This is a genomic window from Desulforhopalus singaporensis (genome assembly GCF_900104445.1).
Lineage (GTDB): Bacteria > Desulfobacterota > Desulfobulbia > Desulfobulbales > Desulfocapsaceae > Desulforhopalus_A > Desulforhopalus_A singaporensis.
The window spans coordinates 96,481-114,190 of record NZ_FNJI01000009.1; the positions used below are offsets into that span (position 1 = coordinate 96,481).

Consider the following 17,710-nt stretch of genomic DNA (forward strand, 5'->3'; position numbering starts at 1 on the left):
GCGCTGCGTTGAATCGGCTAAGTGAGCCGTTACCAGGTCTTTCGGCGTAAAATCTGTACCGGGCGGGTTCGATTCTCGGTAATTTAAAGGAATTAAAATCTTGAATCGGTCAGCGGTTCTTCAATGGTTGCCTCGATCCAGTTTTGATCCCACCACTCTTTAGGGGTTACAAACGTTCCCTGGACGAGCATGGAGAAGTGAAGGTGATCCCCACCTGCCATTCCTGTGGTGCCGGTAAGGCCGATTACCGTTCCCTGGTCCACCGTGTCGCCAGGGGATACGTTGATCTGGCTCAGGTGCGAGTAGAGACTGAAAACTCCCTGGCCGTGATCCATGATGACCATGTTGCCGTAGATCCCGAGATAGTCGCCGAAAATTATCTTCCCTCTGTTTGCAGCCTTGACCTCAGCCCTCCTGATAGAGGCGATATCCATGCCGAGGTGCACCTGCCGGTCTATTGACCGGCCGTTGTAGAGATAATCCCTGTGGTCGGCAAAACCGGCTCTTGAGCTTCCGGCCATGCGTTCAAACCTGTTGCGCCACATGCGATCAGGTTCAGACAAATTGCATATGGTTTGGATCTGAGCATTGTTTTGTTGCCGGACTTTGTTATTGATATAGACGTACTGATCGATAAGCTCACCCGTCATCTCCGGGTAATGCAGCTGAAACTCCGGTATCTTGAGGTTGAGAAAACCATCGCTTATGGTGATGTTGTCATTCTTCTGGTCAGCTTTCTTGTAGACGGTGGCAAATGGGGCAAGCGTACTGTTGCCGGCGTTGTCGGTTGCGCGTATCGACAGCTCTTCAATCTTGGCCGCATCGTAGGGCAGGGCAAAATAGCAGATGTAGGTATCATCTCTTCCGTCACCCACAAGATAGCCCCGGTAAAACCTGCCATTAATCAAGACTCCGCTGACGGAATCCGCATCGGATACCCGGTAGATGGCAATCCCGGTACCGCCTGGCGATATATATTTTTCACCGTGCAGTATCTGGATGCGGGGAGGATTGGTGTCGATGGTTGCTTCCTGAGTTACCACTTTCTTGTTGCCCTTGAACCAGCCTCTCATGGAAAAATCGTATACTTCAAGGGTAATGGTAACCGCTCCGTCCTTAAAACCCTCGGCTAGCGGGGCAAAGCTGACAGTTCCGGATTCGCTGAGCGGGCCGACCGGGTTTTTATAGGAGCTTTGCGGAAAGACCTTGGAATCAAGCAATTTTTTGGTAGTTCCCTGGGTCGCCCATAAATAAATTCCTCTTATTCCGCTTTTGTCATCTGAAACAGTGTACGTTACAGCTCCGTCCTTGCCAAGGAAATGTCCGGTGCCTTCAAGGGATGCGGTGGGCTTTTCACCTTCGAAAAACAGAACGCCTGCAATTCCCGCCGCAATACCAACGAGTACCACCAGGATGAACCAGATCTTATTTTTGCTATTGCCCTGTAACCTTCTTCGTCTTTTGCCAAATACCATGAATCAATTCTCTATTATAATAACGGGTTGTATGTATTTAACTCTGCCAGATAATTTCATATTTCTCAATATGCAGATCTCGTGAAGGCGCGACCACGATACGCTTGTTGACACCTTTTTCAATGGTCGCCATGGTTTTTTCCTCCTCGTTTTGCAGGAGATCGGCGATTCTCGGATGGACCCTGAGAGTGATAGTGTGGCCCCGGTGTTTTTGGCTATTTCGGCTGATCATCCTGAAGATTTCATAGCAGATGGTTCTTCTTGATTTGATCATTCCCTCTCCGGAGCAGTAGTGGCAGGGCTCACACATCAGCTGATGCAGGTTCTCGCTGTTTCTCTTCCGGGTCATCTGCACCAGGCCGAACTCGGAAAGTTTGAGGATGTTTATCCGGCTCTTGTCTTTCTTCACCGCTTCTCTGAACGTCTCGAAAAGCTGTTCACGGTGAGTGTCGTCCTCCATATCGATGAAATCGATAATTATAATGCCGCCGATATTTCGCAGTCGCAGCTGGTATGCGATCTCTACGGCTGCTTCCATGTTGGTCTTGAAAATTGTGGCACCAAGATCATTTTTTCCAACGTACCTTCCGGTGTTCACGTCTATTACCGACAGTGCTTCGGTGGATTCGATGATGATATATCCCCCGGAGCGGAGCCAGACTTTCTTTTCAATAGCCCTTGATATTTCAACTTCTATATTGTGGGCGTCAAAGAGGGGGGTGGAATCCTGGTAAAGTGTTATCTTATCGAGTAGTTGCGGAGCAAATGTTTTTACGTGGTCGAGCAGTTTCCGGTGCGCCACCGGGTCGTCAATCACCAGGCTGTCGACATCCGTGGTGAAAAAATCACGTATGGACCTCAGGGTAATATCGAGATCCTCGTGGATAAGAGATGGGGTCTCCATGTTTTCCGCTTTGTCGATGATGCTTTCCCAAAGCAGCATGAGAAACTCCATATCAGCCTCAAGCTCCTCGATGGAGGAATCCTTGGCCACCGTGCGGACTATAAACCCCGAGTTTTTCGGTCGAATCTCTTCAATGACCTGCTTGAGGTTGTTGCGCAGCTCTTCATCTTCAATTTTGCGGGAAATCCCGATGTGATCGGTCTGCGGAATGAATACCAGATTCCTGCAAGGCAGGGTGATGTGGCAGGTCAGGCGGGCTCCCTTGGTGCCGATAGGGTCCTTGCTGACCTGGACCAGGAGTTCCTGGCCTTCGCTTATAAGATCCTCAATATGCAGTCCCTGGGAACGTACATGGGTATTGGCACAATCAGTTATACAGGGATCGAAGTTGGGCGAGTTGGATGGAACACAGACATCGTCGACATACAAAAAACCTGTCCGTTCAAGACCTATGTCGACGAAAGCCGCCTGCATGCCGGGCAGAACACGTACGACCCGTCCCTTGTATATGTTGCCCATGAGCCCCTTCTCAGTGGGCCTCTGCATGTGATATTCACTGAGATTTCCATCTTCTACAAGCGCAAGTCGCACCTCATAGCTTGTTGCGTTAATTAATATTTCAGTGGTCATCCTAAAAAACCGTATATAGTACAAAATGTAAACTTTCCGGAGGGAAAGTGTATTTTTTTATGAATTTTGTAGTATACATTATAGCAACATTAAATTGCCATATTTAATATTTTTTTTAATTTCATAAAACCGGTGTATCGAACATGAGTGGATGTCCAATATCCGTTATTATTCCGACCTTTAACCGTGTAACCATGGTTGGCCGGGCGATCGATTCGGTCTTTCGCCAGACGCTGCCCTGCAACGAACTCATCGTCGTCGACGATGGTTCAACAGATGGTTCCCCCGAACTTCTGGTCAAGCTCCAGAAACATTCTGGGATTCCCATGCGAATCATCACCACCTCCAACCGTGGGCCCGCGGCTGCGAGAAATCGTGGGATAGAAGCGGCGACCAACGATATCGTCGCTTTTCTCGATTCAGACGACCACTGGCACAGAAAAAAGCTTGAGCGTCAATATCCGGTTTTTAAAGACAGCGGTAAATACCTGATAAGCCATACCAGGGAGAAGTGGCTGCGTCGGGGAGAACACCTGAATCAGAAAAAAAAGCATATTCCACGGCATGGGCATATCTTTGACCACTGCCTGATGTTGTGTGGAGTCGGGATGTCAACCGTGATGGCTACAAAGGAGATTTTTGCCAGGATCGGGATGTTTGACGAAACAATGAGGTGCTGCGAGGATTACGACCTGTGGCTGAGGGCGAGTGCGCGATACCCGTTTCTGTTGATCGACTCGCCGCTTACCGTCAAAGAGGGAGGGAGGCAGGATCAGGTTTCATTCCAGTACAGAATCGGCATGGACGAGTGGCGCATTAAAAGCATCAGGAAAATTCTTGACAGCAATGTATTGTCCCCTGACTATTATGCTGCCGCCTGTGATGAGCTGGAAAGAAAAATAGACATATTTGCCGGGGGGTGTATAAAGCATGGACTGGAAACAAAAGGCAGATTGTATATGGAGATAAAAAATCAATATATCCGCAAAGCCGGATTACAATAACAGCAATACAGGCAGGTCAAGTGAAAGAGACAAACTGGAAGGATCCCTCCTCTTATATCAATAAGGTTTATGTTGATGAATCCTGTATGGATTTTGCCTATACCAGGGAAATTCTCGATAGGACAAAACTGCCTTTTACGGTTGTGCCTGAAAGAGAGCAGCCGAACGATCTCGCCCTCGATTTCGCTGCAAATCTTACCCGTGGCAAGAGACAGCTTTTTCTTACCAAGAACAGGGGCCAGTTTTTCAAGCCATGTCCCGGTACCAAAGAATATCGGTGCTGCGACTACCAGATCCTCAACACCGGTTCAAACTGTCCGATCGATTGCGTATACTGCATACTTCAGGCGTACCTGAATACACCGTGGCTGACCCATTACGTCAACCTCGACGTTTTGTTTAACGAACTGGACACAGCCCTTGGGACCAACCAGCAGATCATGCACCGGATCGGCACCGGCGAATTTACCGATTCCCTGGCAATAGACCGGCTGACCGGTCTCAGCAGGTTACTGGTTGAGAGGATTGCGGGGTACGATAATGCCGTTTTGGAGCTCAAGACCAAGAGCGCTGTCATCGAGAATCTCAAGGACCTTGACCATAACGGCAAGACCATCATCGCCTGGTCCCTGAACAGCCCGGAAATCATGCGCAGTCATGAACTGCGATCGGCGACGCTGAGCCAACGGCTTGAGGCGGCGGCTCTATGCGCGGGGTGGGGGTATAAACTTGCATTTCACTTTGATCCGATAATTGATTATCCCGGGTGGCAAAAAGGATATGTCGACACCATAACCCAACTTTACGACTCGGTACCGCCGGAGAGTATCGTGTGGATATCCCTGGGGTGTCTGCGTTATCTGCCCAGCCTCAAAGAAACGGGAGTTAAGCGGTTTCCCGCTTCCAGGATCTATTTTAACGAGTTCGTTGTCGGGCTTGACAACAAGCAGAGATATTTCCGCCCGCGCAGGGTGCAGATGTATTCGCTCCTGTATGAGACATTGAAAAAAAAGGCCGCATCAAACACATGCATCTATTTCTGTATGGAAAGCGACGAAATATGGAAGGAAGTTACCGGGTTCAGGACGGAAGAAAAAGGCGGGCTGCCACAAATGCTCAATGATGCGGTAAAAGGGGCTCAATAAATTTTGGGAATCCCGACCTTTGTTTTGCTGCGTGCCGCCAAAGCAAATTTGCGCTTGTTCTTTGCAGTCAGTGTCGTATAGTAGGTGTGCAATAATAAAAAATTCAAGTTCAATCATAAAAAGTAAAGGATTACAATATGGTAAACAAGGTTATTCTCATTGGCAATCTGGGGGCTGATCCTGAAATCCGTTACACGCCAAGCGGAACAGCGGTTGCAACACTGAGCCTGGCAACCAACCGTCGCTGGAAGGACAGGGACGGCAACACTCAAGATGAAACAGAATGGCATCGTGTGGTGGTCTGGGCACAGAGTGCTGAGTATTGCGGCAATTATCTTTCCCGAGGATCCAAAATATACGTTGAGGGAAGATTGCAGACCCGCAAATGGCAGGATCAAAACGGCAATGATCGTTACACAACGGAAATTATAGCCAATACCGTCCAGAACCTGAGTCCCCGCGGAGGTGACGGATCTGGAGGATACGATCAACCGCCGCTGCCTCCCGAATCTTCTTTTACAGGTTCAGGTGGATTTGGTGACGGGGGTACCGGGGAAGACGTTCCTTTCTGAGCGGCTGTCCCCACCGGCTATCGCCCCCCCCCCTGGAGGCAGAGTTGAGGCAATATCATTGTGATTGATATTGCCTCTTTTTCGTTGGCATGACACAACTTGCCGGAAGTAATGACGTATCGGTGCGATGGCTTTGCATGTGAAATAGTTTGTATGCAACAATGAAAACTGCTATAAAAACCACTTTTCACAGCGGTGCTCGGAGATAGCGGCATAACTCTATCGGTCGGACAGGCAATATGGCGGGCGAATGTCGTGGCTCCAGTGCTTTAAAATTATCTTTTTAAAGCGACAGGTAATAATAGATAGCTCTATTTTCAGTCGTAAAAGAAGTTGACTGGGCCGCCAACAGTTCATATTGTTCAGTCACGAAAGAAGAAAGCTTTGTTGTTAATCTTGTTCAATAAAAACAACAGATATGGATTATTATAAGACGCTTGGAATAACCAAAGATGCCTCGGAGAGGGAGATCAAAAAAGCCTACAGAAAGCTGGCTTTGAAGTATCATCCTGACAAGACCAAAGGCGACAAGGAACTGGAGAAGAAGTTCAAGGAGGTCAGTGAGGCCTATGCTGTTCTTTCCGATGTGGAAAAAAGACGGCAATACGACACTTACGGATCAGCGAACTTTCATCAGCGCTACTCACAGGAAGACATATTCCGCGGTTTCGATCTCAACGATATCTTGAGACAGTTCGGTTTCGGCCAGCGGGCTCAGGCGGCCTCCGGATTCCAGTCCGGCATGGGCGGCAGCTACGGATCTAATCCCTTCGGTTCCTTTTTCCGGCAGAGCGGGCCCACCGGCTGCGGAGGAGGGGGGTGCCAGAGCGCACCGGAAAAAGGGCAGGATATGACTTATCAGATCAAGGTCACGCTGGAGGAAGTGCTCAATGGCGCTGAGCGAACCATCTCCTTTCGCAAAAACGGTACGCCGCAGAACGTTTCGGTGAAAATTCCCAAGGGAATAGAGGCCGGCAAAAAGCTTCGGCTTCAAGGTAAAGGCGGCGCTTCACGAAACGGCGGGCCGCCAGGCGATCTTTACCTGAAGATAGATATCGTCTCAGACGGCAAGTTCTCAAGGGACGGGGATGACCTGATTGTCAACAGACTGATCAGCTACAGCGAGGCGTGTCTTGGTGCCAAGGTCGAAGTGGAGTCTCTTGAGGGCAAGAAATTCATGGTGAAAGTCGCGCCCGGTACCACCCACGACGCAAAACTCAGGATCAAGGGATACGGGCTGCCCTCCGGCCCCATGGGCGAGCGTGGCGACCTTTATGTGAGAATAGGCGTAAAAGTGCCGAAAAACCTGAGTGAGGAGCAAAAAAAAGTTATTGAACAACTGCAAATGTGCGGGTTGTGATGAGTGCGGTGACCGGCTGTGGCGAAGCGAACATATGGAGGCTATTGCTCGTTTTCTTTATGCTGTTGTGCCGGCCATCTGACGTAAATGGGGCCCACGGAGTGTCGATCGACGGAGAATTGAAATATCCCGAAGGGTTCACCTCCTTTGAATATGTGTCGTCCAAGGCCCAAAAAGGCGGCCGGCTCACCCTGCACGATATCGGAAGTTTTGATAAAACGAATCCTTTCAGTCTTAAAGGGGAAGCACCGCTTGGCATAGAGCAGCTGGTTTTCGAGCCGTTGGCGGTCTCCAGCCTCGACGAGCCGTTCTCCCTCTACGGTTTGCTGGCTGAAGACATCGAGCTTGCCGACGATAAAAAATCAGTTCTTTTCACCCTCTCCGGTGACGCCCGTTTTTCCGACGGAAGTCCGGTGACGCCAGAGGACGTTGGCTACACGGTCGATATCCTGAAAAGCGACAAGGCTCATCCAGCCTATAACTACTATTACGAAGACATCGCCGGCTACGAGATTGTCGACTCCCGCAGGATCCGAATTTTTTTCAAAAAACCCAACCGTGAGCTTCACCTGATTACCGCCCAGATGAGGATTTTCCCCAGAAGTATTGACAAGACAGGTTTCTGGGGAAATGGGACGAGTGACGATCTGTTGAGCGTGCCCATCGGTTCAGGCCCATATGTCGTCGCCCGGATGGATCTTGGCAAGACCATATTATACAAGAGAAATCCCGACTATTGGGGAGTCAATCACCCAACTCGCCGATATATGTTTAATTTCGACGAGATAGAGGTGAAATATTTCAAGGATCAGATCGTTGCCTTAGAAGCATTTAAGGCCGGAGAGTTCGATTTCATGGCGGTAAACATTGCCAAACAGTGGGCAAGAGATCTTGTCGGTCCCAAATTTGCGTCGAAAAAACTGATAAAAAAGACTTTCCTCCACGCAAACAATGCTGGAATCCAGGGTTTTGTAATGAATACCAGGAAAAAAATCTTCAGCGACATCCTGGTACGAAAGGCAATGGGACTCGCTTTTGATTTTGAATGGGCCAACGAGTCGCTGTTTCACAATCAATACCGAAGAAACGACTCTTTTTTCAGCAATTCCTACCTTGCGGCACGGGGATTGCCGGACAAAATCGAATTGACGTACCTTGACCGGTTTCGCAGCACTCTCCCCCAAGAGGTGTTCACCACACCTCTTGCAGCCCCCCAGGTTGTCGGTAAGCTCGGGTTGCGGAAAAACCTGCTGGAAGCCAAAAAATTACTGGAGGAGGCTGGCTGGAAAGTGCAAAACGGCATTCTTGTCGACCATGCCGGACACCCCTTCACCTTTGAAATACTGCTGGTTTCCCCGACGTTTGAGAGGGTAATGGCGTCTTATGTCAGGAATCTGGCAAAGCTTGGCATACAGGCGAGCTATCGAACCATTGACGCCACGCTCTATGTCGATCGTGTGAAAAAATTTGATTTCGACATGATTGTAGCCACATACGGGCAATCCCAGTCTCCGGGAAACGAGCAGCGTTCCTATTGGCATTCCAGTTCCGCTGACAAGATCGGATCGCGGAACTATGCAGGAATAAAATCAGAGGTGGTAGATTTGCTCGTTGAAAAGATCATCTACGCCGACGACCAGAAACATCTCATCGCTGCCTGCAGGGCGCTTGACCGCGTGTTGTGGTACGGATACTATCTGGTGCCTAACTGGTATCTGCCGGTGCACAGGCTGAGTTATGCCAACAGTTTTTCGCAACCTGAGAAACTGCCCCTCTACTATTCTCCCTTTCAACTGCTCATGACTTGGTGGGAAAAATAGCCCTCCATCATTTGGGCTGCATCGTTTAACGCTGCAAGCGTACGCCTTGTTTTTGCTTGACTTTCACCGCTCCTTTTTGCTACCAATCGAGTATGCCCTATATAATTCAGGGCATAATTATTAATGCAGGGAGGACTATTCATTCCGGTCATGCCTGGTCCGACCTGTCTATTACGGGAGGCTTTTGGGATGTCTGATCGTGTGCAAGGAAAAGTTAAATGGTTCAACGCGAGTAAAGGGTATGGTTTTTTAGAAAGACCTGACGGAGAATCTGACGTTTTTGTTCATTACAGCGCGATTGAAGGAGAGGGATTCAGGAGTCTGGAGGAAGGTGAAATGGTCGAGTTCTCAATCGCTGAGACCGACAAGGGGCTGCAGGCGGAAAATGTGTGCAAGGTAAAATGAGGTAAAGCACCTTCTTTACCAACCCTGTTTCGGGCAAAAGTGACTGCCTGAAACGGGGTTTTGTTTTTTGTGGAAAAATTTGCGTTGAGCATTTACCGTAGTTCTTTTAATAATACCCCTTGCGGTGCTACATTGTGGGAGTTAAGGTCTTGCAAAAGATAGAATTTGTATTAAAACGGCTGGATGATACCGAAAAACTAGGTAATCTGCTTGGCAGGCTGGCAGTTCCCGGGGATGTCATATGCCTTGACGGGGACCTGGGAGCGGGCAAGACCGCCTTGACCCAGGCGATAGCCAGAGGGGTCGGGGTCGACAAATCCTGTTACGTTACCAGCCCTTCATTTGCCATTCTCCATGAATATCCGGGGAAAATGGTGATGTATCATATGGATTTTTATCGCCTCGAAGACAGCCTTGAAGTAGAAGATCTGGGTTTTTTGGAATATATCTACGGCCAGGGACTGACGGTGATAGAATGGTCGGCAAGAGCTGCGGAACTCCTGCCAGAAAACAGGCTCATCCTCGAACTCACCCTTGAAGAGGACCTTTCGCGAACAGTGCGTGGCGCCGCAGGCGACCCGGACAATAAGTTTATCCTGGCAATACGGGAAAATTTCGTTACCATGACCACTGATATCTGATTATGTGAGTTTTCTCAATTTGCCCCGGAAAAATTCTAAAATTTACACCGGCAGTAATCTGGGCTGACCCACCCGTAACTATAGAGATATTCGGCAACCTTATCACGAAAAAATCAACACCAGAGATTTTAATCCACCTTGCATGAAGAAAAAAACAATTCAATTTAAAGACTGCCTCAAAACGTTCACCGTCGATCAGGACAAGGCGATAACGCCGGAGGAGACTCTTGAGAATTTCTACACGAAGGTTAAATCACTCAATCTAGAAATTCTCAGCGAGGTAAAGAGAATAGACAACGGGAGACTGGATATTCCGGTTTATTTCAGCGTCTGCGGTGACGACGCCCGAGCCATGACCGGGACCAAGAAACAGATGGGAAAAGGAGCTTCGCCGATACAGGCAGAAGCTTCAGCCTGTATGGAGCTTGCCGAAAGGTTTTCTTTTTTCTCTTATAAAAACGATCCCAACAATTTCGTCACCGGGGATTACCAGCAAATGAGAGATGAGGGATATCCGGTCCTCGAACTCGACTACCTGCTGCAATCCGTACACGACGACACTACAGAGAGCGAAGTCTTTGGCCGGCTTCTGGAAAATATCCCGATGCAGTGGGCATGGGGAACAAACATAACCACAGGCAAAAACGTCCTTATTCCTTTTTCCTGGTTTTTCGCGATCAATGAATTTAACGGACCTTCAGCCGGCAACACCAGAGAGGAAGCGGCTCTCCAGGGAATCTGCGAAATAGTTGAGCGCCACGTTTGTTCGCTGATCAACAACCAGAAAATAGTTACCCCGAAAATTGATCCGCAAACGGTAACTGACCCGGTGGCAACAGAGCTGCTGGAAAAATTTGCGGCAAACAACATCGAACTCTACCTCAACGATTTCAGCCTTGATACCGGAATCTGCTCCGTCGGAGCCCTGGCCGTGGACAGATCGACATTTCCTGAAACCAGCGAAATCGTCTATACTGCCGGGACCACCCCCGATCCCCAGAAGGCACTTATCCGGGCGGTCACCGAAATCGCCCAGCTGGCCGGAGATTTCAACTCCGGCTCCAACTATGTAGCCTCCGGACTGCCCAAACCTGCAACGATGGAAGAGGTCGAGTATTTAACCTCAGCCACAACCAGCGTGGCAGTCGACCGGATGGCAAATCTTGCCGACAACAATATCCGCATAGAAATTGAGCGCTGCGTGGAGGCCATCCGTGCCAATCGCATGGATGTCCTCATGATAGACGTTACCCACGAACAGTTGGGAATACCCGCTCTTTATACCATCATCCCCGGAGCCCATTTCCGTGAGAGGTCGATGATCAAGGATGTCGGTCTCTTTGCGGCCAAGCTCCTGGTTGAGCTGGTTGACGACCCCGACCTGCTCGAGGCCAAGCTGCACCAGATGGAACAGTTGCTGCCATCCGCCTATTACCTCGAGTTTTACCGGGGCCGCAACTTCGTCAACATGGGGCTTTATGAAAACGGCCTGGACCACTTCCGCAAGGCTCTCGAACTCAATCCGCAAGCAGAGGATTTACCGTATATCTACTCCTATATGGGAAGCAGTCTGAAGGATCTCGGGCGGTTTGAAGAGGCGATAGAGGTGCTCACTAAAGGGCTGAGTGAAGACGAACAGCGACCCGACCTGCACAACAGTCTCGGGGTATGCTTTTTTAAGCTTGAAAATTTCCATAAGGCGATAGTCCATTTTCAAAGAGCCGTGGAGCTTAATCCTGCCTCGGGAATTGATTATGCAAATCTTGGGGTGAATTACCACAGGATCGGCAACAACGAGGCAGCAACAGAATATCTGACAGTAGCCCTCACCCTCGATCCGAGTCTTGATTTTGCAACCAATCTGCTTGCGAAAATCGTCAAAAAATAGCTTGTCTCCTGCTGGCACCGCAACTCTTGGATGAAAACAGAGTTGCGGTGCTCTGTTTTCCGGCTGACCGTTCTGGCTTCTTTTTACAAGATTTACAGAAGAATTAATTACAATATTTGTTTTGAATCTGAATCAAAATTAGGGTATTCATCTCTGTTACGTCTGAGCCGGGGAAACTGAATTCGGTGTCTGTTTGAACGGGAGCTGCTTATGGATGTAAAACAAATTTATTTTGTCCGTCACGGCAATACCGGATTCTCGGGAAGATATATCGGAACCTCCGATGTGCCGATTACAAAAGACGGCAGAAGTGTTGTGCTCGCAACAAAGCAGAGATTGCGCTCTATTGCGTTCGACGCTATCTTCTGTAGCCCGATGCTCAGGTGCAGGCAGACCCTTGAACTGTTGGACAGAAAGGAAAATGTCGCTTTTTCGACACTGTTGACGGAGATAGATTTTGGCAGGTGGGAAAAGAAAAGTTTTGCCGAAATTGTAAAAGATGATGCGGAACTGGTGGACAGCTGGGTCATGGAACCAGAGAACTTTGTCTTCCCGGAAGGCGAATCTTACCACCTGTTTACCCGCAGAATCCATGATTTTTATACCGAAATAAAAGGTATCGATGCCGAAAATGTGCTGGTTATTACCCATGGCGGAGTAATACGGCACCTGCTGTGCATGTTTCTTGGGATACCGGAAAAAAATTATCTTCTTTTTGACGTACAGCCGGGACAGGTTACCGCCATACGGCTCCACGATCAAGGTGGTGTCTTGACCGGGTTGAATTTTTAGGAAAGGATATGACCAGACTTGTACTGATTACCGGGGGCGCACGCAGCGGTAAAAGCAGTTATGCCCTGGAGCTTGCCGAGTCACTGTCTGAGCAGCGACTGTTTATTGCCACGTGCCCAAAGTTGGACCCGGAAATGGAAGATCGGGTGATGCGACATAAACAGGAACGCCAAGGCAGGGGATGGCAGACTCTTGAGTGCGAAACCGAGCTTGAACAAGCTTTTCGTACCGCGGTTGGCGGCTATGACGTGGTCCTGCTCGACTGCATTACCCTGTGGGTCAATAATCTTCTCTATGTCAGTGAACAGCGGGGTGAAATTCTAACCGATGGTGCCGTCAGAGAATGCTGCCAGAACTGGATCAAGGCTGTTCCCGACACCCTTGGCACCGTGATATGCGTAACCAACGAAGTTGGTCTCGGTATTGTCCCCGACAACGCCCTCGGGCGTAGATATCGGGATCTGGTGGGAACGGTCAATCAGGTCATTGGCAGGGCCGCAGACCAGGTGACTCTTGTCAGTTGCGGTATTCCTGTTCACATAAAAGACAGGCCAGCCCTGTCATAACCCTCAGTTGCTATAATAAAATAATCCGATGAGCTTACTAGAGAAAACCGTAAAAGAAATATATCCCCAGGATGCTTCTTCAAGAGAAAAGGCAAAGACCAGACTGGACAATCTGGCAATACCCCACTGGGCACTGGGCGATTTGATGGATTTGGCCCTTGATATTGCAGGAATGACCGGTACGGTGAAACCGTCCGTGAAAAAAAAGGCGATCCTCACCATGGCCGGAGACCATGGGGTGGTTGCCGAAAATGTATCGAAGTACCCCAGCGAAGTAACACCCCAGATGGTGTATAACTTCGTCGCCGGCGGTGCCGGGATAAATGCTCTTTCCAAGCAAGCCGGGGCCAATATATTCGTGGTCGACATGGGGGTTGCCGCTGATCTCAAGGATCTTGCCGATGCTGGAAAAATCATCAACAAGAAAGTCGGGCTCGGTACCGGAAATATAGCAAAAGGGCCGGCAATGAGCAGGACCATGGCGGTAAGGGCCCTTGAGTCCGGTATTGATATTGCCAACGAGCTTTCCGCTGAATATGATATTTTCGGAACCGGCGACATGGGGATCGGCAACACAACCCCGTCCACTGCCATTGCAGCGGTTTGCACCGGCGAGCCGCTTGAAGCCCTTACCGGCAGAGGAACCGGATTAAACGATGACCAACTGGTCCACAAGACAAATGTCATTAAGCAGGCACTTGAGATCAACAAGCCCGATCCTAAAGACGGGGTCGATATCCTGGCCAAGGTCGGCGGTTTTGAAATCGGCGGACTCGCCGGGTTGATCCTGGGGGCTGCGGCAAACCGCAAACCGATTGTGGTTGACGGGTTCATCTCCACTGCGGCTGCTCTTATCGCCTACACCATAGAACCGTTTGTCAGGGATTATCTTATCTTCTCGCACAAGTCGGTTGAGCCGGGCCACAAGGCGATGCAGTTGAAACTCGGGTGTGAAAAGCCGCTTCTTGACCTCAACTTCAGGCTCGGCGAAGGAACTGGCGCCGCCGTGGCCATGAACCTGGTAGAAGGCGCGGTGGCTATCCTGACGGAAGTGGCGACGTTTGAAGAGGCTGCGGTGGCGGAAGCCGACAAGTAACAGCAATGAAATGACAGAGCGGGTTCGAGAGACTGGGGAAAGGTATGGAGAAGACGAGATTTTCTTTTATGAAAACAGCAGCAAGATTCTGCACTGCGCTGAGGTTTCTCACCCTGGTGCCTCTTTCCTACAAGGTTCGGGAAGATCCTGAAAATTTCACCAAAAGCCTCGTGTTTTTTCCGGTTGTCGGCCTGCTCATCGGCGGCGTTGCCGCCGCAATCTCCACTCTGCTGCTCCAGCTTTTTCCCATTTCGGTAGTCGCTCTTTTATCCATTGTTTTTCTGGCGTTCATTTCGGGATGCCTGCACCTTGACGGACTGGCCGACAGTGCTGACGGACTTTTCAGCGCAAGACCCAGGGAAGCAAGTCTTGAAATCATGAAAGACAGCCGGGTGGGAGCCATGGGGGTTATCGCTGTGGGCGTTGTGCTACTCGGTAAATATGCAGCGCTGTCAAGTATTTCAGCCGAGCTGCTGCCTACAGCCCTTCTCCTTATGCCCCTGGCCGGCAGAACCGTTATTCTTTTCACCATGGCGTTTCTGCCCTATGGCCGGGCCGAAGGGGGGCTTGGTAAACTTTTTTATTCTGATTCGAGCAGAAAAACAGCATTGATCGCGCTGTTGTTGTTCTACCTCGTCATCCTCACTGTCCTTCCGGCAAAAGCAATTCCGGCAACAGTTCTGGTTATAGGCTGCTGTGTGATTTTCAACGGCGCCTGCAAGGCCAAACTGGGTGGAGCAACTGGCGACACGCTTGGGGCAAATTGTGAAATTGGTGAACTGATGATGGCGGTATCGGTCAGCTGCTTTTACTTTTAATTACTCTATTTGTGGTATTTTGGTTTGATCTATGAAAACTTTTGAGCACGGTGGAAACATACACAAGGCGTTGCGGGAAACTGGCAGTGAACATTTTCAGATTATTGATTTCAGTGCCAATATAAACCCTTTGGGACCTCCTGAATGGACCAGGTCGCTGCTGTCGAGTGAGATCGAAAACCTCATCCATTATCCGGATCCGGAAAACACCGAGTTCTTGCAGGCGGTATCTGAATATAACGGGGTGGAAAAAGAGATGGTGGTAACCGGTAACGGAACCACCGAAATTCTCTATACGTTCATGAGGGTTGTCGATTGCAGCCGGGTTGTTATTCCGGTTCCCTCCTACGTGGATTACGTGAGAGCGGCAGAAATCGGCGGGAAAAATGTTGAGACCTTCTTCATGGGAGAGCAGGACGATTTCGATCTCGATCTTAACAGGCTGTCTCAGGAACTGAAAGCGGGCGACCTCGCGGTAATCGCCACCCCGAACAATCCTACCGGCAGGATGGTGAAACGTGAGGATCTGCTCTTTCTTGCCGAGCAGCACCCGAAGACCCTGTTTTTAATCGACGAGGCGTTTATCGATTTTATCGATCCGGCGCTATCTCTTGCCGGAACAAGGGATAATATTGTAACACTCAACTCCATGACCAAATTTTTTGGGGTTCCTGGGTTGCGTGTCGGATATGCCACCATGACCCCATCCCTTGCCGGGTCGATACGGGAAAACCTGCCCCCGTGGAGTGTTAACACATTTGCCGAAAGGTTTGCGGTAAAGGCTCTTGAAGATCAACAATACCACCAGGAATCAAGGAGTTATTGCCAGAAGCTTCGCGAGCAATTGACGGCAGCTCTGGGCCGGATAGACGGTATCTGCATCTATCCTGGTACCGCCAACTACCTCTTTGGCAGACTTGACCGTGGGACAAGCGGTGAACTTGCCGATTTCTGCAGAAAGCGCGGAATTCTTATCAGGAGATGCGACAATTATCGGGGACTTGAACAGAGCCAGCTGTTCTTCAGGGTGGCGGTGCGTACGGAAAAGGAGAACGGGCAGCTGGTCGACACCTTTACCGACTATTTCCATCCGTCAAAAAAGGCGAGAAAAAGAGATAAAAAACCGGCGATCATGTTTCAGGGAACATGTTCGGATGCGGGTAAATCCATTCTCACCGCGGCAATGTGCCGGATTCTGCTTCAGGACGGATTGAAGGTTGCGCCGTTTAAGGCGCAGAATATGTCCCTGAACTCATTCGTGACCTTAAACGGCGACGAGATGGGGCGTGCCCAGGTGGTACAGGCCCAGGCTGCTCGCCTGGATCCCGACTGCAGGATGAACCCGATCCTGTTGAAGCCGAACTCTGATACCGGGAGTCAAGTCATCCTCAACGGCAAGCCGGTGGGTAATATGTCGGTTAACCAATACAACCTCTATAAACCGACTATCTGGGACGCAGTCTGCAGGAGCTATGACTCACTTGCAGGCGAACATGATGTCATGGTCCTCGAGGGTGCCGGGTCACCCGGGGAGGTGAACCTAAAAAGAGACGATATCGTCAACATGAAGATGGCCGACTACGCCGAGTCGCCGGTAATTCTGGTTGGCGATATCGACCGCGGTGGAGTGTACGCTTCTTTTGTCGGCATTATGGAAGTGTTGGCGGAGTGGGAAAGGAACCTGGTGGCGGGATTTTTGGTCAACAAATTTCGCGGACAGGCTTCGCTTCTTGATAGTGCCCATGGGTATGTCTTTGGTCATACCAAAAAACCGGTGATGGGGGTGATTCCCCACCTGAAAAATCTCGGTCTGCCGGAAGAAGACTCGGTATCATTCAAGAAAGGGATCTTCAATACCATTCGCGAAAATGATGCGGTGGAACTTGTGGTGATCAATCTTCCGCACATCTCCAACTTTACCGATGTCGAACCATTTCTCGACGAACCGGATGTAACCCTTCGTGTTGTCGACAAAAAAGAAGATGTGGGAAATCCCGACGCGATCATCCTGCCGGGCACCAAGAACGTCATCAACGACCTGAGTTTTCTGCAATCTAGCGGACTGGTTGATGTCCTCAGACGATGTCAGAGCTCCGGGACCAAGCTTGTCGGCATATGCGGCGGATACCAGATGCTGGGAAACTCCATTGCTGATCCGTACCAGATCGAATCCGGCCTGGGACAGATATCGGGGCTTGGCCTGATCAACATGGAAACCGTTATCGAGAAGGAAAAAAATCTTGTGCGCAAGGCCGGGGTTCACAACGAGTCCGGCAAGATTGTCTTCGGCTATGAGATCCACCATGGCATATCGTCGAAAAACCGGGTGCCGCTGTTGAGTTTTGACGACGGCTCCAGCTGCGGCAGTGGTACTGAAGATGGGGGAGTATGGGGCAGCTATCTTCACGGTGTCTTTGACAGCGATGAATTCAGACGCTGGTTTATCGATGAATTGAGAACACGCAAGAACCTGGCACCGCTCGGTAAAATCGTAGCGCCCTATAACCTGGAGGCGGCTTTTGAACGTCTTGCCGATACCGTTCGTGCCAATATTGACATGAACGCTGTTTACCGCCTGTTAAAACTGTAACGTC

General features: G+C 49.9%; 15 protein-coding genes. 13 read left to right on the forward strand and 2 right to left on the reverse strand.

The genetic code is table 11. The features are described 5' to 3' along the window. Positions 1–92: 92 nt before the first annotated feature. Both BLQ17_RS08215 and BLQ17_RS08220 read right to left on the reverse strand, forming a co-directional pair. Positions 93–1,475, reverse strand: coding sequence for a M23 family metallopeptidase (locus tag BLQ17_RS08215; RefSeq protein ID WP_092221710.1), 1,383 nt, complete (start codon positions 1,473–1,475; stop codon positions 93–95). Between the two features lie 37 nt (positions 1,476–1,512). After that, positions 1,513–3,009 carry an Rne/Rng family ribonuclease gene (locus tag BLQ17_RS08220; protein ID WP_092221712.1) on the reverse strand — a complete coding sequence of 499 codons (1,497 nt, stop codon included), beginning with the start codon at positions 3,007–3,009 and terminating at the stop codon, positions 1,513–1,515. Between the two features lie 143 nt (positions 3,010–3,152). Here BLQ17_RS08220 and BLQ17_RS08225 point away from each other — a divergent pair, with 143 nt between their 5' ends. From BLQ17_RS08225 to BLQ17_RS08285, 13 genes are all read left to right on the forward strand, one after another. After that, entirely contained in the window at positions 3,153–4,013 is an 861-nt protein-coding gene (locus BLQ17_RS08225; protein ID WP_092221716.1) for a glycosyltransferase family 2 protein, read from the forward strand. 20 nt (positions 4,014–4,033) lie between these two features. Then, the gene (locus BLQ17_RS08230; protein WP_092221718.1) at positions 4,034–5,158 is read left to right on the forward strand and encodes an SPL family radical SAM protein; all 1,125 of its coding nucleotides are present in this window, start codon (positions 4,034–4,036) and stop codon (positions 5,156–5,158) included. A 137-nt stretch (positions 5,159–5,295) separates the two neighbouring features. Then, positions 5,296–5,730 (forward strand): single-stranded DNA-binding protein, encoded by a 435-nt coding sequence (locus BLQ17_RS08235; protein WP_092221721.1) that lies wholly within the window; start codon positions 5,296–5,298, stop codon positions 5,728–5,730. 418 nt (positions 5,731–6,148) lie between these two features. Continuing rightward, positions 6,149–7,090 carry a DnaJ C-terminal domain-containing protein gene (locus tag BLQ17_RS08240; protein ID WP_092221723.1) on the forward strand — a complete coding sequence of 314 codons (942 nt, stop codon included), beginning with the start codon at positions 6,149–6,151 and terminating at the stop codon, positions 7,088–7,090. After that, positions 7,090–8,910 carry an extracellular solute-binding protein gene (locus BLQ17_RS08245; RefSeq protein WP_245695055.1) on the forward strand — a complete coding sequence of 607 codons (1,821 nt, stop codon included), beginning with the start codon at positions 7,090–7,092 and terminating at the stop codon, positions 8,908–8,910. The genes BLQ17_RS08240 and BLQ17_RS08245 overlap by 1 nt, the downstream gene beginning before the upstream one ends. A gap of 189 nt (positions 8,911–9,099) precedes the next feature. After that, positions 9,100–9,315, forward strand: coding sequence for a cold-shock protein (locus tag BLQ17_RS08250; RefSeq protein ID WP_092221725.1), 216 nt, complete (start codon positions 9,100–9,102; stop codon positions 9,313–9,315). Between the two features lie 149 nt (positions 9,316–9,464). Continuing rightward, the gene (gene tsaE, locus BLQ17_RS08255; protein ID WP_245695057.1) at positions 9,465–9,956 is read left to right on the forward strand and encodes a tRNA (adenosine(37)-N6)-threonylcarbamoyltransferase complex ATPase subunit type 1 TsaE; all 492 of its coding nucleotides are present in this window, start codon (positions 9,465–9,467) and stop codon (positions 9,954–9,956) included. Between the two features lie 142 nt (positions 9,957–10,098). Then, entirely contained in the window at positions 10,099–11,844 is a 1,746-nt protein-coding gene (locus BLQ17_RS08260; protein ID WP_092221727.1) for a YcaO-like family protein, read from the forward strand. 210 nt (positions 11,845–12,054) lie between these two features. Continuing rightward, on the forward strand, positions 12,055–12,636 hold the full coding sequence (locus tag BLQ17_RS08265) for a histidine phosphatase family protein (protein WP_092221729.1): 582 nt from the start codon (positions 12,055–12,057) through the stop codon (positions 12,634–12,636). Between the two features lie 8 nt (positions 12,637–12,644). After that, positions 12,645–13,202 (forward strand): bifunctional adenosylcobinamide kinase/adenosylcobinamide-phosphate guanylyltransferase, encoded by a 558-nt coding sequence (gene cobU, locus BLQ17_RS08270; RefSeq protein ID WP_092221730.1) that lies wholly within the window; start codon positions 12,645–12,647, stop codon positions 13,200–13,202. A 28-nt stretch (positions 13,203–13,230) separates the two neighbouring features. Continuing rightward, positions 13,231–14,298, forward strand: coding sequence for a nicotinate-nucleotide--dimethylbenzimidazole phosphoribosyltransferase (gene cobT / locus BLQ17_RS08275; RefSeq protein WP_092221732.1), 1,068 nt, complete (start codon positions 13,231–13,233; stop codon positions 14,296–14,298). Positions 14,299–14,342: 44 nt separating this feature from the next. Next, entirely contained in the window at positions 14,343–15,116 is a 774-nt protein-coding gene (gene cobS / locus BLQ17_RS08280) for an adenosylcobinamide-GDP ribazoletransferase (RefSeq protein ID WP_092221734.1), read from the forward strand. A 31-nt stretch (positions 15,117–15,147) separates the two neighbouring features. Beyond that, complete coding sequence (locus tag BLQ17_RS08285; protein ID WP_092221736.1) at positions 15,148–17,706, forward strand: cobyric acid synthase; 2,559 nt, start codon at positions 15,148–15,150, stop codon at positions 17,704–17,706. Positions 17,707–17,710: the final 4 nt, after the last annotated feature.